Annotated in this window: 26 protein-coding genes and 1 pseudogene; 21 read left to right on the plus strand and 6 right to left on the minus strand. The window is 70.2% G+C overall.

Features of this window, described 5'->3' with window-relative positions; translation table 11 throughout:
* Positions 1-378, minus strand: a pseudogene (locus tag ACM9LD_RS21935) (hypothetical protein); the annotation flags it as partial.
* Positions 378-1,412, minus strand: coding sequence for an endonuclease domain-containing protein (locus ACM9LD_RS21940; RefSeq protein ID WP_415678650.1), 1,035 nt, complete (start codon positions 1,410-1,412; stop codon positions 378-380). The gene ACM9LD_RS21940 and the pseudogene ACM9LD_RS21935, both read right to left, overlap by 1 nt.
* A gap of 128 nt (positions 1,413-1,540) precedes the next feature.
* Between ACM9LD_RS21940 and ACM9LD_RS21945 the strand changes: the two genes are divergently transcribed.
* The 9 genes from ACM9LD_RS21945 (at position 1,541) to ACM9LD_RS21985 (ending at position 7,427) form a co-directional block, all read left to right on the plus strand.
* On the plus strand, positions 1,541-1,753 hold the full coding sequence (locus ACM9LD_RS21945; protein ID WP_068522660.1) for a type II toxin-antitoxin system VapB family antitoxin: 213 nt from the start codon (positions 1,541-1,543) through the stop codon (positions 1,751-1,753).
* Positions 1,750-2,163, plus strand: a complete 414-nt coding sequence (locus tag ACM9LD_RS21950; RefSeq protein WP_415678651.1) for a PIN domain-containing protein — start codon at positions 1,750-1,752, stop codon at positions 2,161-2,163. Before ACM9LD_RS21945 ends, ACM9LD_RS21950 begins: the two co-directional genes overlap by 4 nt.
* Before the next feature lie 203 nt (positions 2,164-2,366).
* Complete coding sequence (gene rplN / locus ACM9LD_RS21955; RefSeq protein WP_013128004.1) at positions 2,367-2,735, plus strand: 50S ribosomal protein L14; 369 nt, start codon at positions 2,367-2,369, stop codon at positions 2,733-2,735.
* 1 nt (position 2,736) lies between these two features.
* Positions 2,737-3,042 carry a 50S ribosomal protein L24 gene (gene rplX / locus ACM9LD_RS21960; protein WP_068522658.1) on the plus strand — a complete coding sequence of 102 codons (306 nt, stop codon included), beginning with the start codon at positions 2,737-2,739 and terminating at the stop codon, positions 3,040-3,042.
* Between the two features lies 1 nt (position 3,043).
* The gene (gene rplE / locus ACM9LD_RS21965) at positions 3,044-3,607 is read left to right on the plus strand and encodes a 50S ribosomal protein L5 (RefSeq protein ID WP_013128002.1); all 564 of its coding nucleotides are present in this window, start codon (positions 3,044-3,046) and stop codon (positions 3,605-3,607) included.
* Between the two features lie 3 nt (positions 3,608-3,610).
* Entirely contained in the window at positions 3,611-3,796 is a 186-nt protein-coding gene (locus ACM9LD_RS21970; RefSeq protein ID WP_068522657.1) for a type Z 30S ribosomal protein S14, read from the plus strand.
* Positions 3,797-3,964: 168 nt separating this feature from the next.
* Entirely contained in the window at positions 3,965-5,305 is a 1,341-nt protein-coding gene (locus ACM9LD_RS21975; RefSeq protein ID WP_415678652.1) for a DUF5933 domain-containing protein, read from the plus strand.
* A gap of 30 nt (positions 5,306-5,335) precedes the next feature.
* Positions 5,336-6,079, plus strand: coding sequence for a hypothetical protein (locus tag ACM9LD_RS21980; RefSeq protein ID WP_415678653.1), 744 nt, complete (start codon positions 5,336-5,338; stop codon positions 6,077-6,079).
* A gap of 193 nt (positions 6,080-6,272) precedes the next feature.
* A complete protein-coding gene (locus tag ACM9LD_RS21985; protein WP_415678697.1) occupies positions 6,273-7,427 on the plus strand; it encodes a cellulase family glycosylhydrolase in 1,155 nt (384 codons plus the stop codon).
* Here the strand turns inward: ACM9LD_RS21985 and ACM9LD_RS21990 are convergent, their stop codons facing one another.
* Positions 7,428-8,654, minus strand: coding sequence for a hypothetical protein (locus tag ACM9LD_RS21990; RefSeq protein WP_415678654.1), 1,227 nt, complete (start codon positions 8,652-8,654; stop codon positions 7,428-7,430).
* A gap of 107 nt (positions 8,655-8,761) precedes the next feature.
* Between ACM9LD_RS21990 and ACM9LD_RS21995 the strand changes: the two genes are divergently transcribed.
* Entirely contained in the window at positions 8,762-9,277 is a 516-nt protein-coding gene (locus ACM9LD_RS21995) for an OsmC family protein (protein ID WP_415678655.1), read from the plus strand.
* Here ACM9LD_RS21995 and ACM9LD_RS22000 read toward each other — a convergent pair.
* The gene (locus ACM9LD_RS22000; RefSeq protein WP_415678656.1) at positions 9,252-9,638 is read right to left on the minus strand and encodes a DoxX family protein; all 387 of its coding nucleotides are present in this window, start codon (positions 9,636-9,638) and stop codon (positions 9,252-9,254) included. The two genes, ACM9LD_RS21995 and ACM9LD_RS22000, sit on opposite strands and share 26 nt — an antisense overlap.
* A 294-nt stretch (positions 9,639-9,932) precedes the next feature.
* Here ACM9LD_RS22000 and rpsH point away from each other — a divergent pair, with 294 nt between their 5' ends.
* From rpsH to ACM9LD_RS22055, 11 genes are all read left to right on the plus strand, one after another.
* Positions 9,933-10,331 (plus strand): 30S ribosomal protein S8, encoded by a 399-nt coding sequence (gene rpsH / locus ACM9LD_RS22005; protein WP_126196458.1) that lies wholly within the window; start codon positions 9,933-9,935, stop codon positions 10,329-10,331.
* A 14-nt stretch (positions 10,332-10,345) separates the two neighbouring features.
* A complete protein-coding gene (gene rplF / locus ACM9LD_RS22010) occupies positions 10,346-10,885 on the plus strand; it encodes a 50S ribosomal protein L6 (RefSeq protein ID WP_415678657.1) in 540 nt (179 codons plus the stop codon).
* 3 nt (positions 10,886-10,888) lie between these two features.
* The gene (gene rplR / locus ACM9LD_RS22015) at positions 10,889-11,293 is read left to right on the plus strand and encodes a 50S ribosomal protein L18 (protein WP_415678658.1); all 405 of its coding nucleotides are present in this window, start codon (positions 10,889-10,891) and stop codon (positions 11,291-11,293) included.
* A gap of 43 nt (positions 11,294-11,336) precedes the next feature.
* Positions 11,337-11,981 carry a 30S ribosomal protein S5 gene (gene rpsE, locus ACM9LD_RS22020; protein ID WP_126196461.1) on the plus strand — a complete coding sequence of 215 codons (645 nt, stop codon included), beginning with the start codon at positions 11,337-11,339 and terminating at the stop codon, positions 11,979-11,981.
* Positions 11,982-11,984: 3 nt separating this feature from the next.
* Positions 11,985-12,164, plus strand: coding sequence for a 50S ribosomal protein L30 (rpmD, locus tag ACM9LD_RS22025; protein ID WP_068522648.1), 180 nt, complete (start codon positions 11,985-11,987; stop codon positions 12,162-12,164).
* A gap of 3 nt (positions 12,165-12,167) precedes the next feature.
* Complete coding sequence (rplO, locus tag ACM9LD_RS22030; protein ID WP_415678659.1) at positions 12,168-12,626, plus strand: 50S ribosomal protein L15; 459 nt, start codon at positions 12,168-12,170, stop codon at positions 12,624-12,626.
* Between the two features lie 255 nt (positions 12,627-12,881).
* Positions 12,882-14,195 carry a preprotein translocase subunit SecY gene (gene secY, locus ACM9LD_RS22035; RefSeq protein WP_415678660.1) on the plus strand — a complete coding sequence of 438 codons (1,314 nt, stop codon included), beginning with the start codon at positions 12,882-12,884 and terminating at the stop codon, positions 14,193-14,195.
* The gene (locus ACM9LD_RS22040; protein WP_415678661.1) at positions 14,192-14,737 is read left to right on the plus strand and encodes an adenylate kinase; all 546 of its coding nucleotides are present in this window, start codon (positions 14,192-14,194) and stop codon (positions 14,735-14,737) included. The genes secY and ACM9LD_RS22040 overlap by 4 nt, the downstream gene beginning before the upstream one ends.
* A complete protein-coding gene (gene map / locus ACM9LD_RS22045) occupies positions 14,734-15,528 on the plus strand; it encodes a type I methionyl aminopeptidase (RefSeq protein WP_415678662.1) in 795 nt (264 codons plus the stop codon). The genes ACM9LD_RS22040 and map overlap by 4 nt, the downstream gene beginning before the upstream one ends.
* 59 nt (positions 15,529-15,587) lie before the next feature.
* A complete protein-coding gene (locus ACM9LD_RS22050) occupies positions 15,588-16,358 on the plus strand; it encodes a MerR family transcriptional regulator (protein WP_415678663.1) in 771 nt (256 codons plus the stop codon).
* Positions 16,359-16,425: 67 nt separating this feature from the next.
* On the plus strand, positions 16,426-17,100 hold the full coding sequence (locus ACM9LD_RS22055; protein WP_415678664.1) for a hypothetical protein: 675 nt from the start codon (positions 16,426-16,428) through the stop codon (positions 17,098-17,100).
* Positions 17,101-17,128: 28 nt separating this feature from the next.
* On the opposite strand, the gene ACM9LD_RS22060 is transcribed toward ACM9LD_RS22055, so the two are convergent.
* Both ACM9LD_RS22060 and ACM9LD_RS22065 read right to left on the minus strand, forming a co-directional pair.
* Positions 17,129-18,343 (minus strand): RNA polymerase sigma factor, encoded by a 1,215-nt coding sequence (locus ACM9LD_RS22060; protein WP_415678665.1) that lies wholly within the window; start codon positions 18,341-18,343, stop codon positions 17,129-17,131.
* Between the two features lie 5 nt (positions 18,344-18,348).
* Complete coding sequence (locus ACM9LD_RS22065; protein WP_415678666.1) at positions 18,349-18,741, minus strand: YciI family protein; 393 nt, start codon at positions 18,739-18,741, stop codon at positions 18,349-18,351.
* Positions 18,742-18,921 lie beyond the last annotated feature (180 nt).

Here is an 18,921-nt window from a genome sequence, read left to right on the forward strand (position 1 = left end):
GNCCGGGGCGGGCGCGGGCGGATCGGCGGGCGTGACCACCTCGCCCAGCGCGAGCGACTCGCGGCGCAGGTACCGGCCGATCCCGGCGGCGAAGGTGAACAGCGCGCGCAGCTGCGGCGTCGCGCGCGGCGGGGGCGGGGATTCCAGCAGTGCGGCCGCCGCGGCCCAGCCGCGGTCGGTGAGGGAGAGCAGCAGCGCGCGGCGCTCGCCGACCTCCACGTCGAGCAGGCCGCGCTCGACCAGCTTGCGCCGCGACGGGGCCTCCAGCGCGGGGCCGAGCAGCTTGAGGTCGGGGTTGCGCACCGGCTCGACGGCCGACGCGAGCACCAGCAGCACCGCGGATTCCGTGCCCGTGAGCCCCGCGATCGACTCGCCCATCACGCACCCCTCCCGTGGCCCGATCCCGTTGCAGTGACCAATGTACGGATGATCGACACGGATTCCGCGAGGTCGTCCAGGATCCGCGCGTTGGTCAGCCGCAGCACCCGGAATCCCGCGAGCATGAGGTCGGCGTCGCGGCACCGGTCGGCCTCGTACTTCTCGTGCCCGCGGTGGTCGGGGCCGTCGACCTCGACCACGAGGCGGGGCTGCGGGAACAGCAGGTCCACGCGGACCGGCCGGCTCAGCGGCCCCAGGTCGATGGCGTAGTTCCAGTGCCGGGCGGCGGCCCATGCCTGGCTGACGAGGCCGCGCTCGAGGCACTGCTCCGCGGCGCTCGCCGGGTGCGGTTTGCCCGCGACGGGCGGGAAGGTCGGGAGCGGCTCGAGCCCGACGGTGTACTCGGACGGCTCGCGGGACGGCTCGGCGACGAGGGGCGGACCGTCGACCGCCGGGAACCGGTCCAGGGCCGCGGCGCCCGGACCGCACAGCCAGACGGCGCTGTCGCCGCGCGCGAGCCACTGCGACGCGGTGGAGAGGGCGTCGCCGAGGTGCGGGGCGAGGGGGCGCTCGACGTCGATCGCGAGTGCCACCGACGGGGCGTGGTAGCTGCGGGTGAGGGCGTACTCGAGGGCGTCGCGCCGGTCGGCGGCGGGCAGTTCGGCGAAACCACGGGCGGATTCCGGCCGCAGCGCCGCGGTGGCGAGCGCGCCCAGCGCCGTGCCGATCCCGCGGCCGCCGTCGTGCCGGTGGGCGAGCTCGCGGGCGGCGAACCGGTCCAGGACCCCGCCGGATTCGGGGGCGAGCGCCGGGTCGGGGAGCCAGGCGGGGAAGACCTCGAAGGCCACGGCGACCTCGCGGTTCAGCACGTCGTCGATGATCGCGCCCGGGGAGGAGGGGAGGGGCAGCGTGAGGCCGGGGAAGACCACCACCGGGTCCTGCGGCCCGCGGCGCTCGGCGGCGGACGCGAGCGCGGAGGCGGAGGTCCCCCGCAGTCGTGCGACGCCGCCCACGGGCAGATCGGAGAGCTGCACGAGACGAAGTTACGGCATCGCGATCGCATCCGTAGGCCTCTGGCCCGGCGAATCCGATCCTCCGAGCGGCGAGCGCAGATCAGGTCGTCTATATACTCTGATATATAGCGATCGAAAGGTGGTCTCCCATGGCTGTCACCAGCGTCGACCTCGACCCCCGACTGATCGAGCGGGCTCGTGAACTCACCGGGGAGCGCTCGAACCGCTCCGTGATCGATCTCGCGCTGCGCCGGCTCATCGCGTCGAAGCAGAAGGGCGCGATGATCGACGGGATCGCCGAGCTCGCCGGACTCCCCGACGGTCTCGGCGCGCCCGTCGTCGATCCGACCGCGACGCCGTGACGGACTACCTCGTCGACAACTCCGTCTGGGCGCGGCTCGCGACCGGAGACGGGAGGATCGCGAACCGCCTGCGGCGCATAGAACGGTCGCCCGCGGATCTGTTCGTGACGTGCCCGCCCCAGGTGTTCGAGTTCTGTCACAGCGCGCGAACGCCCGACGAGCACGAGCTCTATCGGGACCGGATCACGATGGGCTTTCCCCTCGAGCGCGCCCCGGACGAGGATCTCGTTCTCGACATCCAAGCCGCGCTGTGGTCATCCGGGCTCGTCCGCGCCGCCGGACCCGCGGACATCGTGATCGCGGCCTACGCCATCGTCAACGACGCGACCGTGCTCGCCGCCGACCACGGCTTCGAGCACATCGCCCGCGTCAGCGAGCTCACGCACGAGTACATAGCGCCGGCGACGTGATTCGTGATCGGCGAGATCGGGGCGGCACCGTCGGACACGATGGCCGGCGGCCGGTGCCCGACCGGGCACGATTCGACAGCGACCTGCGACTTCCCCTATCATGGACGGGTTGCCTGCGGCCCTGTGCCGCATGCGACGGACCGCGCGTGTCCGGGTCGGTAATCCGGCGCGCATGAAAATCCAGGTCTGAGGAGACTGCAACAGTGATTCAGCAGGAATCGCGGGTGCGGGTCGCCGACAACACGGGTGCTAAGGAAATCCTCTGCATCCGCGTGCTCGGTGGCAGCTCGCGCCGCTACGCCGGCATCGGCGACATCATCGTCGCCACCGTCAAGGACGCCATCCCCGGCGGCAACGTCAAGCGCGGCGAGGTCGTCAAGGCCGTCATCGTGCGGACCGCCAAGGAGCGCCGCCGTCCGGACGGTTCGTACATCAAGTTCGACGAGAACGCCGCTGTCATCATCAAGAACGACAACGACCCTCGTGGTACCCGCATCTTCGGCCCGGTCGGCCGCGAGCTGCGCGACAAGAAGTTCATGAAGATCGTTTCGCTGGCTCCGGAGGTGCTCTGACATGAAGGTGCACAAGGGCGACACCGTCATCGTGATCTCGGGCCCGGACAAGGGCGCGAAGGGCAAGGTCGTCGAGTCCTTCCCGAAGGCTGACAAGGTCCTCGTCGAGGGCGTCAACCGGATCAAGAAGCACACCAGCACGTCCGCCACCGCGCAGGGCGGGATCGAGGTCCGCGAGGCCCCGATCCACGTCTCCAACGTGATGGTCGTCGACTCGGACGGCAACCCCACCCGCGTGGGCTACCGGACCGACGAGGAGACCGGCAAGCGCGTGCGGATCTCCCGCAAGAACGGGAAGGACATCTGAGATGACCACCTCTGAGAAGACCCAGCCGCGCCTGAAGGCGCGCTACCGCGCCGAGATCAAGGACGCGCTGAACAGCGAGTTCGACTACGCCAACGTGATGCAGATCCCCGGCGTCGTCAAGGTGGTCGTGAACATGGGCGTCGGCGACGCCGCCCGTGACGCCAAGCTCATCAACGGCGCTGTCAAGGACCTCGAGCTCATCACCGGCCAGAAGCCGGAGATCCGCAAGGCCCGCAAGTCCATCGCGCAGTTCAAGCTGCGTGAGGGCATGCCGATCGGCGCGCGCGTCACCCTCCGTGGCGACCGCATGTGGGAGTTCCTCGATCGCCTCACCTCGATCGCGCTGCCCCGTATCCGCGACTTCCGCGGCCTGAACGGCAACCAGTTCGATGGCAACGGCAACTACACGTTCGGCCTGAACGAGCAGTCGATGTTCCACGAGATCGACGTGGACTCCATCGACCGCCCGCGCGGTATGGACATCACCGTCGTCACCACTGCCACCAACAATGAGGAAGGCCGCGCGCTGCTCAAGCACCTCGGCTTCCCCTTCAAGGAGAACTGAGCCATGGCAAAGAAGGCGCTGGTCAACAAGGCCAACAAGAAGCCGAAGTTCGCCGTCCGCGCGTACACCCGCTGCAACAAGTGCGGCCGCCCGCACTCGGTGTTCCGCAAGTTCGGCCTCTGCCGTGTGTGCCTGCGCGAGATGGCGCACGCCGGCGAGCTCCCCGGTGTGCACAAGAGCAGCTGGTGAGTGAACCCGGGCGTGACCCGGGCCGATCCACGCGCGAGGGCGCGCATTCCGCTTCGGCGGGGTGCGCGCCCTTCGTCGTCTCCGGGGGGCGCCGCGCCACGCGATTCGCGTCACGAAACGCGCAGCGGATTCACAGTGTTACCCGCCTGTTAACTATGCTGTCATCTCATGTTGGTGCGTGCAGACTTCGCGCTCCCGCGAGGTCCGCGCGGTGAGCACACCCGCAGCGGGTTCCGGAACAGCCCGTGGATGTGGGCGGTCCTGGCCGTCGTCGTCTTCGTCGCCGCGATCCAGGCGGCCGCGACGGCCTACGGCCTGGCCGGGCCGATCGAGGGCCTGGCGAAGGACTTCGTCGGCCGCCCCGTCACCGGCGAGGTCAAGGTCGCGGCCCTCGCGCTCGCCCTGATGTGCATGCCAGCCCGGCTGCGGCTGCCGTTAGCCGGCGTGGTCGTCGGCACGGAGGTCCTGTTCAACGCCGAGCGGCTGGCCGCCGGCTCGCCCCTGCACTTCGGCAACGGCGTGATGTGGGCACTGGTCGCGCTGGCCGCCTACGCGGGCCTGCGACTCACCGGCCCCGAGCGGGTCGCCGCGTTCAAGGCGGCCGGCGTCGCCGGGATCCTCATCGTCGCGAACGCCTGCTCGTCGGTGTGGCTGGGGCTCACGATGGAGGCGCTGCCGTACGTCGCCGATCACTTCGTCGAGGTCGCGGACCGCGCGCTCGGCAGCCCGTCGTGGGTGATGGGCCGGTTCGTGCACGAGCACGGCTGGTACCTCGCCCTGATCACCAAGGTCTACACCTACCTGCCGGTGGGCGCCGCCGTCGTGGCGTTCTTCCAGCTGCGCCGCAGCTCCACCGAGGGCTTCCCACGCCACCACATCGTCAAGTCCTTCATCCTCATCGGCGCGATCGGCCCCATCGTCTACTTCCTGTTCCCCGTCGTGGGACCGGCGTACGCCTTCGGCAACGAGGTGGCCGGCGCGGGCTGGATGAACGTCTGGCCGCACGTGGTGCCCACCTCGCTCGAGCCCGTCTCCGCCTACTTCAGCCAGGCGGCGCCCCGCAACTGCATGCCCAGCCTGCACACCGCCTGGGCGACCGCGATCCTGCTCCACGCGCTGCGCGGGCCGCGCCTGCTCAAGCTGTTCGGCGTCTTCTGGTGGGTCTGCACGATCTCGGCCACCCTGGGCATCGGCGCACACTACGGCGTCGATCTCGTCGCCGGCTTCGTCTTCGCGCTGACCCTCGAGGCGGCGCTGGTCCGCCCCGAGGACGGCTGGTATCCGCGCCGGATCGCCACCGTCGTGGGCGGGGCCCTCGCCTTCGCCGCGATCCTGCTGTCCATCCGCTACCTCAGCGTGCCCATGGCGCAGAGCGGCTACCTCGCCGCGACCGCCCTCCTCGGCGCCGCCGGCACCATGGTCGTCGCCTACGCGCGCATCGCCCGGCCCCCGTCGCCCGACGGTGCCGTCGCCGCCCCGCCGGTGGGGGAGCAGGCGCTCGCCGCCTGACGACTACGCTGAGCGACGTGGGTGATTCCGATGCGTAACACGGTCCTCGCCGGCGCCCTCGGCGTCGCGGCGGTCGCGCTGATCGCCACCCGCTTCGTCGGCGCCATCGGGATGCTGTTCCTGGCGGGCGCGCTGATCGTCGGCATGATCGTGCTGCTCGCGGGAGGCGGCGACCCCGCCGCGGTGCGCCGGGATGATCCGCTGCGGTTCGTCGAGGTGAAGCCCGCCACCGAGCGCCCGCGCGCGGACCGGCCCCGGGCGCAGCCGAAACCGGCGCCGCCGTCGGGCCGCGCGCTGTGGGAGCGCGCCGCCGGCCGGCACGACACGGTGCTGGGGGAGTACGCGGCCTACGAGCTCGACCCCGAGATGCTGCTCCGCTTCCCCGCGATGTGGGACTTCAGCTCGCCGAAGGTGATCGCCTTCCACGACGCGCTCGAGCACGCCGGGGCCCTGCGCACCGACGAGTACCCCGGCGACGAGTCCGCGGCGGAGTACGTGGACGCGGTCACGGACCTGCGCACGACCTGGTACGCCGCCGACCGGCACGCCCGCAGTACCGGATCCGCCGGCCTCGCCGACGAGGACGTGCGCGACCTCGACCGCGGCCTCAAGCTGTACCGCCACGCGTCGTCGAGCGTCGCCGCCGAGCGGGCGGCGTACCTCGATCAGGTGGTCAGCACCGTCGACAGGCTCGTCGACCGCGGGGTGCTCCCCGCGCCGCCCCGCTTCCGCGCCGAGCTGGAGGCCGAGGCCCGCAAGGCCATCGAGGGCTGACACGGGTTCCGAAACCGGCCGAATTCTGCGTGACGATGCGAATACGTCGTCGCGCGCCCGGAGACGGCGGGTTTCGTGACGCGCGACCTCCGCCCGCCTTCACCGTTCTGTGACTATTGTTGCGTATGGTGTTGATGTGACTGTTGTGACTCGACGGGTTCTGCTGGGGACCGCCGCCGCACTGCCGGCCGTAATGGTGGCCGCGCGCGCCGCCGCCGACCCCGGCTCCGGGGCGGGGGCGGGCGGAACCGTCGGGCCGACGACCCCGGGCGCGACGACCCCGGGCGCGACGCCCCCGGGCGCGGCGCCCGCCGGGCCGGCGGCGCGGTGGACCCCCGAGCGGGCGCAGCAGTGGCGCACGCAGAACCCGTGGATGGTCGGGGCCAATTACATCAACGCCAACGCCGGGAACCAGTTCGAGATGTTCCAGGCGCAGACCTTCGACCCGAACCGGATGAACCTGGAGCTCGGCTGGGCCCGCGGCCTCGGCATGACCACCATGCGGGTCTTCCTGCAGGACCAGCTGTGGACCGCCGACCCCGCCGGCCTCGTCCAGCGCCTCGACCAGTTCCTCACGATCGCCCACAGCAACGGCATCAAGATCATGTTCGTGCTGTTCGACTCGTGCTGGGACCCCAACCCGAAGCCCGGCGTGCAGCGCGAGCCCACGCCCGGCGTGCACAACTCGACGTGGGTGCAGAGCCCCGGCGCCGCGGGCCTGACGAACGCCGACACCGCGGGCCTGCAGGCCTACGCGACCGGCGTGGTCAAGGCCTTCGCCAACGACCCCCGCGTCATCGCGTGGGACGTGTGGAACGAGCCGGAGAACCTCGCCGACTCGTACCCGCTGAGCCCGCCCGACAAGGTCGCCCGCGTCGCGAAGCTGCTGCCCCAGGCCTTCGCGTGGGCCCGCGCCGGCAATCCGACGCAGCCGCTCACGAGTGGCGTCTGGGCCGACACCCGCCCCGAGATCCGCGCGATCCAGCTGGAGCAGTCCGACGTCATCAGCTTCCACAGCTACGACCCGCCGGAGAAGTTCCGCGCGATGGCCGCCGACCTCGCCAAGCAGGGCCGCCCCATGCTCCTCACCGAGTACATGGCCCGCCCGCAGGGCAGCACCATCGAGACGATCCTGCCGATCTGCAAGGAGCTCGGCATCGACGCCTACCAGTGGGGCTTCGTGGCCGGCCGCAGCCAGACCTACTACCCGTGGGACTCGTGGAAGCAGCCCTACGTCGGCGCGCGCCAGCCGCAGCAGTGGTTCCACGACCTGCTCTGGCCCGACGGCCGCCCCTATAGGGACGCCGAGGTCGCGACGGTCCGCCGCCTCACCGCCGCGCGGACGTGATCACGGCGCGGCCTTGACGAAGGCGCCGTCCGGGCGGAAGTAGGCCTGATCGTCCGAGTCCGGGCCGAGGCCCAGCCGCAGTAACGGCGGTAGTCCGCCGCGCATCCAGCCGGGGGAGGTCGTATCGCCCTCCACCTCCAGCGAGATCGCGTGCGCATCGATCGGTGGCACGGAGGTGCGCCGTTCGAGCTCGGCGCGCGCCTTCTCGATGCCGTCGGCCGTGATCGTGGTGAGCGGGAAGGCCCGGCTGTTCGTGCCGGAGGAGGCGTACAACCGCACCTCGGGGAACCGTCCGACGGTCTCCTTGAGTGTGCCGCTCCGGCCGCCCGCGCCGCTGAGCCGGATATCGACGGTGCCGGGATCCGTCGAGCCGACGGTGGAGGCGTTCTCCGCGAAGACGCGGTACTCCAGTTCGTCGAGGACCGGCTTCGTGGGGTCGATGCCGTGGGCTCGGAGCAGCCGCTCCGCGGTCGGCAGAAGGCCGTCGACCTTGGCGAGCGCCAGATTGTCGGGCAGGTTCCCGGCCTGGTCCGTCTCGAACTTCACCCGTGAGGTCAGGTCGTACGTCGCGACCAGTTTCTTGTCGGCACTGCGCCGCGCGATGACGACGCCGTCGGACGACGACCGCTTGGACAGATCGACGCCGAGGCCCCGCGCGCTGTCGTCCACCTTCGTTCTCGCCGCCGTCAGGTCGAGGTTCGCGAGCTCGGCGGCGCGGAACGCGGCGTCGATCCGATCGTTGGTCGACGTGCTGCTCGGCTCGTACCACTCGTCGCTGGACTGCGAGTAGTTCGCGTAGATCCGCTGCCCCTTCACCAGGTTCAGCACGTACACCTGGGTGGAGTACCCGTCGATGTCGATCGACAGGATCGAGTCGGCGCCGCCCGGCAGCAACTCGCCCGCCTTCGCCAGGGCGCGACGGAGCTCGGTCGACGGGTCGACCGTCTTCTCGTCGTCGGACGCGAAGACCGACGCTCCGTGGCGGCCGGTCTCGGTCAACACGATCGCCGCGGGGAGGCCGGCGGAGACGATGAGGATGCCGGTGACGAACGCGGCGACCAACCCCATCCCCGGCGGCGCGGACCGCAGCCGCCACGCGAGTGCGCCCGCGACCACGACGGTCCCGACCGCCCAGACCAGGGACGCGGCACCGTCGGACGCGACGGCCCCGACCAGGCCCACCGTGGTGAGCACCGCGAGCAGGGCGACCGTCAGGAAGGTGGACACCGGGTCAGCGTATCCGCAGCGAATCACGCTGAACGCAACCGCTGTGCCGCCGCGGGAACGGACATATGTTCCGCGAAGGAATCAACCGTCCGAATCAGGAGTGCCCCATGACCGCATCCGCCACCGGAACCCTCGCCGCCATCATCGACGCGACCGACCAGGCCGTCACCCGCAACACCGCCAACGCGCACGTGGTCTTCGCCGCGACGGCCGTTCCGCAGGGCACCGTCGGCAGCGTCACCACCGCGCGCCAGCACACCCTGGTCGTCGACGAGCCGCCGACGCTCGGCGGCGACGACACCGCGATCAACCCCGTCGAGGCGTATCTCGGCGCGCTCCTGTCCTGCCAGGTGGTGACCTACCGCTTCTACGCCGACAAGCTCGGCATCACCATCGACGAGCTCAAGCTCAGCGCCGAGGGCGACCTCGACGTGCGGGGCTTCTTCGGCCTGGACGAGACCGTCCGCCCGGGCTTCACGGCGGTGCGGGTCGCCGTCGACATCACCGGCCCGGACTCCGAGGAGCGCTACCGCGAGCTGACCGACACCGTCGACAAGCACTGCCCGGTCCTGGACCTCACCCAGAACCCCACGCCGGTCACGACGACGCTGCGGGTGAACTGACCCGGGGGCCGGTCGCGGCGAGCGTGCCGTAGAAGAGCAGCAGCGACGAGGCCGCCGCGAAGTTCAGCCGCAGGTCGCGGGCGCGCACGTGCAGCCCGACCGCCGTGCAGAAGTACAGCGTCAGCATGATCGCGGTGAGCCGGGCGAGTCCCGGCCACCGCGGCGCCGCCGCGAGCCCGAGCGCCGAGGCGCCCTTGACCACGGGGAAGAACCAGCGGCCACCGTCGGGCCAGCCGACGTCGTCGAGGCACTTAGCGACGTACGGGATGGGCCGGATGCAGATGGCCGCGTCCGTCGCCTGCCCGGCGGCGGCCGCCTGATAGAGCCGGGGATCGCGGACGAGATCGTTCACCGAGGACATGATCCTCACGCTAGGCCGCCCGGCGCCGGGGGACAAGAGCCGCCGATTCGACTCTGACCGGCACTTTCTCTACACTAGTGAGGTTGCCTGTCGTGCTTCGAGCACGGCCGGCGCACTTCCCCGAACCGGTTCGCCGGTCCGGAATCCCTGCAGTGCAACGGTATTGCAGGACGGTTTGCTTCGTAGTAGGCCCACCGTCGGACGTTCCAGGCCCGCCTTTCGCGCTGTCGAGAGCGGGCACCAGAGCGCCGGCGATGCATGGGAACCGCTGCGAGAAAGGTAGACGAATCTGTCATGACCATGACTGATCCGATCGCAGACTTCTTGACCCGTCTGCGCAACGCCAACTCGGCGTACCACGACGAGGTGACGCTCCCGCACTCGAAGATCAAGGCGAACATCGCCGAGATCCTCAAGGCCGAGGGCTACATCACCGACTTCCGTACCGAGGACGCCGAGGTGGGCAAGAACCTCGTCGTGTCGCTGAAGTACGGCCCCAGCCGTGAGCGTTCGATCGCCGGCCTGCGCCGCGTGTCGAAGCCCGGTCTGCGCGTGTACGCGAAGTCCACCAACCTGCCGAAGGTCCTGGGCGGCCTGGGCGTGGCGATCATCTCCACGTCCTCGGGCCTCCTCACGGATCGCCAGGCAGCCAAGCAGGGCGTGGGCGGCGAAGTCCTCGCTTACGTCTGGTAAGGGGACAGAAACTTATGTCGCGAATTGGTAAGCACCCCGTGGTCGTTCCCGCGGGCGTCGACGTGCAGATCGCCGGCCAGGACGTCATCGTCAAGGGCCCCAAGGGCCAGCTGGCGCTGACCGTCTCCGAGCCGATCTCGGTGTCGAAGAACGATGAGGGCGCCATCGTGGTCGCCCGTCCCGACGACGAGCGGCGCAACAAGGCGCTGCACGGTCTGTCGCGGACGCTGGTCGCCAACATGGTGACGGGTGTGACCGAGGGTTACACCAAGAAGATGGAGATCTACGGCGTCGGTTACCGCGTGGCGCTCAAGGGCAAGGACCTCGAGTTCTCCCTGGGCTACAGCCACCCGGTCCCGATCGAGGCGCCCGAGGGCATCACCTTCGCGGTGGAGAGCCCCACCAAGTTCTCCGTGTCCGGCATCGACAAGCAGCAGGTCGGCCAGGTCTCGGCGGTCATCCGCAAGCTCCGTCGTCCCGATCCCTACAAGGGCAAGGGCGTGCGGTACGAGGGTGAGCAGATCCGTCGCAAGGTCGGAAAGACGGGTAAGTAACTCATGGCAACTCAGACTGAGAACAAGAAGCGCATCCCGGCGGGCAAGGACGTCTCGACTCGTCGTCGCACGTCGAAGGCCCGTCGTCACTTCCGCCTGCGCAAGAAGATCGAGGGCACCGCGGTCCGTCCGCGGCTCGCGGTCAAGCGTTCGAGCCGGCACATCCACGTCCAGCTGATCGACGACCTGAAGGGCCACACCCTGGCCGCGGCGTCGACGCTGGAGGCGGACGTCAAGGCCGCGGGCGGCGACAAGTCGGCCCAGGCCAAGAAGGTCGGCGAGCTCATCGCCGCCCGTGCCAAGGCTGCCGGTGTGGAGGCCGTCGTGTTCGACCGTGGTGGCAACAAGTACCACGGCCGGATCGCCGCGCTCGCGGACGCCGCTCGCGAAGGCGGGTTGACGTTCTGATGACCCACACCACCATGTTTTCCATCGAAGGAGAGGCAGCCTGATGCCCGGACGTCAGCGTCGTGACGGCGGAAACAACGGCCCCGCCGGAAGCAACGAGAACTCGAACGACCGCCGCGGCGGTCGTGGTGGCCGCGACCGCGATCAGCGCGGTGGCCGCAACGAGGCCGAGAAGAGCAACTACATCGAGAAGGTTGTCACCATCAACCGTGTCTCGAAGGTCGTGAAGGGTGGTCGTCGCTTCAGCTTCACCGCCCTCGTGATCGTCGGCGACGGCCAGGGCATGGTCGGCGTCGGTTACGGCAAGGCCAAGGAAGTTCCTGCGGCCATCCAGAAGGGTGTCGAGGAGGCCCGGAAGAACTTCTTCCGCGTCCCCATGATCGGCAACACCATCGTGCACCCGGTCCAGGGTGAGGCCGCGGCCGGCGTCGTGCTGCTGCGTCCCGCCAGCCCGGGTACCGGTGTCATCGCCGGTGGCGCCGTGCGTCCCGTGCTCGAGGCGGCCGGCGTCCACGACGTCATCGCCAAGAGCCTCGGCTCGGACAACGCCATCAACGTGGTGCACGCGACCGTGGCCGCTCTCAAGGAGCTGCAGCGTCCGGAGGAGGTCGCGGCTCGTCGCGGCCTGCCCATCGAGGACGTGGCCCCGGCCGGCATGCTCCGCGCCCGTGCAGGTCAGGGAGCGTAAGTCATGGCAGAGCTGAAGATCACCCAGGTGCGGGGCCTCGTCGGGCTCAAGCAGAACCAGCGCGACAGCCTGCGCACCCTGGGCCTCAAGGGCATCCGCAAGTCGGTCGTCCGTGAGGACACCCCCGTCAACCGCGGCCTGATCCAGGTCGTATCGCATCTCGTGGAAGTGGAGGAGGTGTAAGCAATGGCTATCAAGCTGCACGATCTCCGTCCCGCCAAGGGCGCGAAGACGGCCAAGACCCGCGTGGGTCGCGGTGAGGGCTCGAAGGGTAAGACCGCCGGTCGCGGCACCAAGGGCACCAAGGCGCGCAAGAACGTCCCCGTGGCGTTCGAGGGCGGCCAGATGCCGCTGCACATGCGGCTGCCGAAGCTCAAGGGCTTCAAGAACCGCAACCGCGTCGAGTACCAGGTGGTGAACGTGGGCGACATCGCTCGCCTGTTCCCGCAGGGCGGCACCATCGGCATCGACGAGCTCGTCGCCGCCGGTGCGGTTCGCAAGAACCGTGTCGTCAAGGTGCTGGGCGACGGCGAGATCAGCGTCAAGGTGGACGTGACGGCGACCAAGGTCACCGGCGCCGCCAAGGCGAAGATCGAGGCCGCCGGTGGTACCACCACCGAGCTGAAGCCCTCGGCCGAGGCCTAGTCCTCGCGCTGCGCAACGTGGACGCCGCGGTAGGCGCCGGTCACCGGTGCCTACCGCGGCTCTCGTTTCGCTCCACGACGGTGCCCCTGCCTCCTGCCGGGCGGTACCCGCCGTGAACAGCCCGTATCAGTACGGCTGTTAGAGTTCATACGTTTGCAGGATTACCCATGAGGACGTCGTGCTCCGCCGCGCGCGGAGCAGGTGTCCACGAGCGTGGGGCGGCCCGTCCGGGCCGCCCGGCTGCCAGGAGGATGTGTGCTTTCGGCCCTAGTCCCGATCTTCCGGACCCCGGAGTTGCGGCGGAAGATCCTGATCGTCCTGGGCATCCTCGTGCTCTACCGGCTCGGCGCCACGCTGCCGTCGCCCGGTGTGAACTTCGGGACGATCACCGAGTGCGTCGACAAGGCCACGAGCGGCGACAGCGGTCAGGTCTACTCGCTGATCAACATGTTCTCCGGCGGCGCGCTCCTGCAGTTGTCGGTGTTCGCGATCGGCATCATGCCGTACATCACGGCGTCGATCATCATCCAGCTGCTGATGGTGGTGATCCCGCGCTTCGAGACGCTCCGTAAAGAGGGGCAGGCCGGCCAGGCGAAGATCACGCAGTACACCCGCTACCTCACGGTGGCGCTGGCGCTGCTGCAGGCGACCGCGATCGTCGCGATGGCCTCGCGCGGCAACCTGCTGCCCGACTGCCCCGGCATCCTCGCCGACAACGGCATCTTCTCCCTGACCGTCATCGTCGCCACCATGACCGCCGGCGCGATCCTCGTCATGTGGTTCGGCGAGCTGATCACCGAGCGCGGCATCGGCAACGGCATGTCGCTGCTCATCTTCGCCGGCATCGCCTCGCGCCTGCCCGCCGACGGCCAGCAGATCCTGCAGAGCCAGGGCGGCCTCGCCTTCGGCCTCGTCTGCTTCGCGGTCTTCCTGATCCTCGTCGCCGTCGTCTTCGTCGAGCAGGGCCAGCGCCGCATCCCGGTGCAGTACGCCAAGCGCATGGTCGGCCGCAAGATGTACGGCGGCTCGTCGACCTACCTGCCGCTCAAGGTGAACACCGCCGGCGTCATCCCGGTCATCTTCGCCTCGTCGCTGCTGTACCTGCCGCAGCTGGTCATCCAGCTCGTCGCGAGCGATTCGACCGCGGGTTGGGTGCAGTGGATCCAGACCAACCTGGTGAACCCCGGCAGCACCTGGCACATCGTGATCTACTTCGCGCTGATCATCTTCTTCACGTACTTCTACGTCGCGATCACCTTCAACCCGGAGGAGCGCGCCGACGAGATGAAGAAGTTCGGCGGCTTCATCCCGGGCATCCGCCCCGGCAAGCCGACCGCCGACTACCTGAACTACGTGCTGCAGCGCATCACGCTGCCCGGTTCGCTGTACCTCGGCATCATCGCGATCCTCCCGAACCTCTTCATCGAACTCACCGGTAGCGGCTCGAACATGAGTAATCTGCCGTTCGGCGGCACGATGGTGCTCATCATCGTGGTCGTGGCACTCGATACCACCAAGCAGGTCGAAAGCCAGTTGATGCAACGTAACTACGAAGGATTCCTCAAGTGAGACTCGTTATTCTGGGCCCTCCCGGCGCGGGCAAGGGCACGCAGGCCGAACGACTGTCGGAGAAGTACGGCATTCCGCACATCTCGACGGGCGACCTGTTCCGCGCCAACATCAGCGAGGGCACCGCGCTGGGCGTCGAGGCGAAGAAGTACATGGACGCGGGCGAGCTCGTCCCGTCGTCGGTCACCGTCGACATGGTGCGTTCGCGCCTGGCGGAGCCCGACGCGAAGAACGGCTTCATCCTCGACGGCTTCCCGCGCGCCACGGACCAGGCCGATGCGCTCGGCGAGATCCTGGCCGAGGGCGGCCAGAAGCTCGACGCCGTCGTCTCCTTCGAGGTCCCCGAGGACACCGTCGTCGAGCGCATGCTCGCGCGCGGCCGCGCGGACGACACGGAAGACGTCATCCGTAACCGCCTGCACGTGTACGAGAACCAGACCGCGCCGCTGCTCGCCTACTACGGCGACTTCGTCACGCACATCGACGCCGTCGGCACCGTCGACGAGGTCCTCGGCCGCGTGACCGCGCAGCTCGACAAGTGAGTCGTTTCCGCCGCAAGAAGACCGTGCCCTTCCGCTCCGCGGGAGAGCTCGACGCGATGGCCGCCGCGGGCGCCGTCGTGGGCCGCGCGCTCGTCGCGGTCCGCGACGCCGCCCGCGTCGGCGTTTCCACCCTCGAACTCGACGAGGTCGCCGAGACGGTGATCCGCGACGCCGGCGCGGTGCCCTCCTTCAAGGGCTACCACGGCTTCCCGGGATCGATCTGCTCCTCGGTCAACGAGGTCGTCGTCCACGGCATCCCGGACCGCTCGACGGTGCTCGCCCTCGGCGACCTGGTCTCCATCGACTGCGGCGCGATCCTCGACGGCTGGCACGGCGACTCCGCGTGGACCTTCGGCGTAGGCGAGCTGTCCACGGCGGACGAGGACCTCTCCGAGGCCACTCGCCTCGCGATGGAGGCCGGCATCGCCGCGATGCTCGACGGCAACCGCCTCACCGATGTCTCGCACGCCATCGAGACCGCCACCTACGCGCAGTCGGCGCGGCTGGGCCGCGAGTTCGCGATCGTCGACGGTTACGGCGGCCACGGCATCGGCCGCGAGATGCACATGGAGCCCTTCCTCGCCAACGAGGGCGACCCGGGCAAGGGCCCGCACCTCGTCGTCGGCTCCACCCTCGCGATCGAGCCGATGCTCACCCTGGGCACCCCCGACACCTCGGTGCTCGCCGACGACTGGACCGTCGTCACGGACGACGGTGCGCGGTCCGCGCACTGGGAGCACACCGTCGCCGTCACCGCCGACGGCCCCCGCATCCTCACGCCCCGTCCCTGACCTGCGTCGATGATCTCCGGCTTGACCCTCACGCGACGTGAGGCCGGAGTGTGGTCGCTGTGAACGAACGGAAGCCCGCGCACACGGTCGGCGCCATCGCGCGCCTCACCGGCGTCAGCGTCCGGACACTGCACCACTACGACGAGATCGGCCTCGTGGTGCCGTCCGACCGCACCCACGCCGGGTACCGGGTGTACTCCGACGGTGACGTCGAACGCCTGCACCAGGTGCTCACGTACCGCGAGCTGGGCTTCCCACTCGAGCAGATAGCGACCCTGCTCGACGATCCGGCGGCCGATGCCATCGCGCATCTGGAGGCGCAACGGAAGCTGCTGTCCGAGCGGATCGATCGTTTGCACCGGATGGTCGCGGCTGTGGAGGACATGATGAACAGCAAGAAGCGGGGTATCACCCTCACCGCCGAGGAGCAGACCGAGATCTTCGGCGCCGACTGGCTCGGCGAGGGTTATGCCGAGGAGGCGGAGCAGCGCTGGGGCGACACCGACGCCTGGAAGCAGAGCGCCGAGCGCACCGCGAAGCTGAGCAAGGACGACTGGAAGCAGCTCAAGGCCGAGGGCGACGCCCTCGAGGCCGCGCTCGCCGACGGCCTGGCCCGCGGCGTCGCACCCGGCTCGCTCGAGGCGAACGCGCTCGCCGAGCGGCACCGCGCCGGCATCGACCGCTGGTACGACTGCGACCACGCGATGCAGGTGTGCGTGGCGCAGATGTACGTGACCGATCCCCGGTTCAGGAAGCACTACGAGGACATCGCGCCGGGCCTCGCCCAGTACGTGGTCGACATCGTCACCGCGAACGCGGAGCAGCAGTAGCTGGACGGGCACGGCGGTCGTCACGAACGACGCCGTGCCCGTGCGTCGCGGTACGTACCCTGGGGGAGTGGACCAGCTGGTGGAACTCGTCAAGGACTACTGGTGGCTCGTCTTCGTGCTCGGCGGCAGCACGAAGGGCCTCTCCGTCTGGTACGAGCGCCGCGCGGCGCGCCGCCTCGAGAAGTACCGCATCAAGCAGGAGACCAAGGTGGCGCTCGCGACGGCGAAGGGCATGGGCCGGGTCGACGCGGCGCAGGTCCAGCGGGAGCTCGAGCGCGCCGTCGCCGCGCACGACGGGGTGGACACCCGCTGGTTCGGCTACGAGACGGACCTCGCCACCATCCTCGACTTCCCGATGATGGTCGACATGCGGGAGCCGCTCACCGTCGACTTCCACAAGGCCAAGCGTCGGGCGGATCTGCTCCGCCCGGATTCTCCCGACGAGGCGTCCGCGTCGGACGTCGAGCAGTACCGCGACGCGGTGCACGCGTACGCCGCTACCTTCGACGTCGCGGAGCAGGAGGCCAAGCGCCGCCGCCGCGGGGACTTCTCACCGCTGGAGCAGGAGCGCCTCGCCAAGGCGCAGCGGCTGCTCGCCGTCGCGCTCGACGGGTCCGCGACCGGGCCGGAGCGCCAGCAGGCCTACCAGCGCGCCCGCGCCGAGCTGGACGGCCTCATCGACCTGCCGCGATCCGCCACCGTCGCGCTGGAGAAGCAGGTCCGCGCGGCCCTGGAGCGCTGAGTACCCAGCCCGTCGGGCGTCGGCGGCGTCACGCACGGAGGTCGCCCAGCCGCCGGTTGAGGTACCGCTGTTCGGGGAGACTCGCCGTGCGCGCCGCCGCGATGCGGTACGCCGCGGCCGCGTCGTCGGTGCGGCCCGCCAGCTCGAACAGGTGCGCTCGGGCGGCGGGGAGCCGGTGTCCGTCGCGCAGCGCGCGGTCGTCGTCCAAGCGGGCGAGCAGCGCGAGGCCCGCCTCCGGCCCGTACGCCATCCCCACCGCGACAGCGTGATTGAGCGCGACGGTGGCCGACGGCGCGACCCGCTCCAGCAAGCGGTACAGGACGACGATCTGCGCCCAGTCCGTGTCGTCGTAGGTGTCGGCCTCCGCGTGCACCGCCGCGATCGCGGCCTGCAGCGCGAAGGTGCCCACGTGGCCGCGGGGGAGCAGCTCCTCGAGGATCGCCACGCCCTCGGCGATCGCATCGCACCGCCAGCGCGAGCGGTCCTGCTCGGCGAGGGGGACGAGGTCGCCGCGGGCGTCCACGCGGGCCGGTGCCCGCGCGTCGGTGAGCAGCATCAGCGCGAGGGCTCCGGCCGCCTCGTCGTGGTCGGGGAAGGCCGCGACCATCCGCCGGGTCAGGCGCAGCGCCTCCGCCGTCAGCTCGTCGTCCAGCAGGTCGGTTCCCGAGCTGCGGGTGTACCCGGCGGTGAACATCAGGTGGCACACGTCCAGGGCGGCGGCCACGCGACCGGGGAGCTCCGCGCCGGACGGCACGGGAAAGGTCGCGCCGGCGTCCCGCAGGGTGGCCCGGGCGCGGGTCAGCCGCTGCGTCATCGTCCGGGGCGGTACGAGGTACACGGCGGCGATGCGCTCCACGCCGAGTCCGGCCACGGCGCGCAGGGCCAGCGCGACCTGGGAGGGCCGGCTCAGCGCCGGGTGGGCGCAGAGCAGCAGGAGATCGACGGAGTCGTCGGCCGACGAGACTTCGACGGCGGTCGCTCCTCGTGCGTCGGCCTCCTCGCGGCGGGTGCGCGCGGCCTCCGACCGCCATCGGTCGATGAGGCGCCGCTGCGCCACGCGGATCAACCACCCGCGCGGATCGTGCGGCGTCCCGTCGCGCGGCCACTGCCGGACCGCCGCCTCGGCGGCCTCCTGCGCCGCGTCCTCGCACGCCCCGAGATCGGCGCGGACGCGGAGGAGCGCAGCCAGGACGTGCGGCGACTCGCGCCGCCACACATCCTCGAAGGCGTCGCCGGCGGGCACGGCGCTCAGGATTCGTCGCCGCCCGGGCCCATGACCGGGCGCAGCTCGACGGTCTCGCCGGGGCCGGAGAACTGCGCGGCCACGGCTTCGGCCCGCCGCCGGTCCTCCACGTCGATCAGGAAGAAGCCCGCGAGGTGCTCCTTCGTCTCGGAGTACGGCCCGTCGACCGCGAGCGGCGCGTCGTCGTGCCAGCGGTACAGGCGCGCCGAGACGGGATCGCCGAGCGCCTCGCCCCCGACGAGCTCGCCGCGCTCGTCCAACTCGGTGAGGAGCCGTTCGAAGTCGGCGTCCATCCGCGCCTTCACGGCGGGGTCGAGGTCGCGGTACTCGGGCAGGAAGTCCCCGGTGGGGTGTCCCCAGGGTTGGGGATTGGAGTGGATCAGGATGACGTACTTCACGGCTCGCTCCTCTCGGCGTATCGCGCCGGATGCGCGGTACGAGGGGACGTCGAAGCCAGGATGGCCGATGTCGACACGACGTGGCCGGCGAATCCGTCAGGTGCGTTGGTCTCGAGGCAGCATCGACGTGCCGGGATCCGCCACCGTGGCCCTGGAGATCCAGGTCCGGGCTGAGCTGGA

Origin of the sequence: Tsukamurella hominis, from assembly GCF_965137015.1 — a bacterium.
GTDB classification, from domain to species: domain Bacteria; phylum Actinomycetota; class Actinomycetes; order Mycobacteriales; family Mycobacteriaceae; genus Tsukamurella; species Tsukamurella hominis.

What these genes read in the sequence shown, in the direction of transcription:
- ACM9LD_RS21945 (WP_068522660.1), top strand. Translation starts at nt 1,541, where the DNA reads ATGGCTGTCACCAGCGTCGACCTCGACCCCCGACTGATCGAGCGGGCT.
- rplX (WP_068522658.1), top strand. Translation starts at nt 2,737, where the DNA reads ATGAAGGTGCACAAGGGCGACACCGTCATCGTGATCTCGGGCCCGGAC.
- rplE (WP_013128002.1), top strand. Translation starts at nt 3,044, where the DNA reads ATGACCACCTCTGAGAAGACCCAGCCGCGCCTGAAGGCGCGCTACCGC.
- ACM9LD_RS21970 (WP_068522657.1), top strand. Translation starts at nt 3,611, where the DNA reads ATGGCAAAGAAGGCGCTGGTCAACAAGGCCAACAAGAAGCCGAAGTTC.
- ACM9LD_RS21975 (WP_415678652.1), top strand. Translation starts at nt 3,965, where the DNA reads ATGTTGGTGCGTGCAGACTTCGCGCTCCCGCGAGGTCCGCGCGGTGAG.
- ACM9LD_RS21980 (WP_415678653.1), top strand. Translation starts at nt 5,336, where the DNA reads ATGCGTAACACGGTCCTCGCCGGCGCCCTCGGCGTCGCGGCGGTCGCG.
- ACM9LD_RS21985 (WP_415678697.1), top strand. Translation starts at nt 6,273, where the DNA reads ATGGTGGCCGCGCGCGCCGCCGCCGACCCCGGCTCCGGGGCGGGGGCG.
- ACM9LD_RS21995 (WP_415678655.1), top strand. Translation starts at nt 8,762, where the DNA reads ATGACCGCATCCGCCACCGGAACCCTCGCCGCCATCATCGACGCGACC.
- ACM9LD_RS22000 (WP_415678656.1), bottom strand. Translation starts at nt 9,638, where the DNA reads ATGTCCTCGGTGAACGATCTCGTCCGCGATCCCCGGCTCTATCAGGCG.
- rpsH (WP_126196458.1), top strand. Translation starts at nt 9,933, where the DNA reads ATGACCATGACTGATCCGATCGCAGACTTCTTGACCCGTCTGCGCAAC.
- rplF (WP_415678657.1), top strand. Translation starts at nt 10,346, where the DNA reads ATGTCGCGAATTGGTAAGCACCCCGTGGTCGTTCCCGCGGGCGTCGAC.
- rplR (WP_415678658.1), top strand. Translation starts at nt 10,889, where the DNA reads ATGGCAACTCAGACTGAGAACAAGAAGCGCATCCCGGCGGGCAAGGAC.
- rpsE (WP_126196461.1), top strand. Translation starts at nt 11,337, where the DNA reads ATGCCCGGACGTCAGCGTCGTGACGGCGGAAACAACGGCCCCGCCGGA.
- rpmD (WP_068522648.1), top strand. Translation starts at nt 11,985, where the DNA reads ATGGCAGAGCTGAAGATCACCCAGGTGCGGGGCCTCGTCGGGCTCAAG.
- rplO (WP_415678659.1), top strand. Translation starts at nt 12,168, where the DNA reads ATGGCTATCAAGCTGCACGATCTCCGTCCCGCCAAGGGCGCGAAGACG.